Annotated in this window: 1 protein-coding gene; it reads left to right on the top strand. The window is 37.9% G+C overall.

Going from position 1 to position 409, the window contains the following annotated elements:
* A partial coding sequence (locus A3766_RS31410; RefSeq protein WP_197479676.1) for a hypothetical protein occupies nt 1–184 on the top strand: 184 nt, incomplete at its 5' end.
* Between the last annotated feature and the right edge of the window lie 225 nt (nt 185–409).

Raw genomic sequence — 409 nt, 5'->3', positions numbered from 1 at the left:
ATCTGATTACTGCTGCCAATTAAGAAATGAGAGTCAGAAGCAGGATGTCATCGACTCCATTGCGACCGGGTCAGTCATCGCCTGGTCACACATCAATATGCATGGTGTCTACGATTTTGATCGATCCCCTGGACGATCATTTAAATCTTCGATTGCTCAGATGAGAGCTTTGAAAGTTAGCTAAAAATTTGGCTTGCCATGAATTACCAATTCCTACGGTAATTCATGGCAATAGTCATTATTCAGAAATTATTAGTATAGAAGTTTAAATATATCAGAGGGTTATACAACGAAAGCCGGTCGTTTCACCCGAAAACAGTCAAACACCCTCTATAGAATCAAAAGTAAAGTGTATAAATTCTGTTTATAGCCCTATAATCCGTTAAATTCCCATTATTACGGATTTTGT

It is taken from the genome of Oleiphilus sp. HI0132, from assembly GCF_001635845.1.
This window is presented reverse-complemented; position numbering and strand designations above follow the sequence as displayed.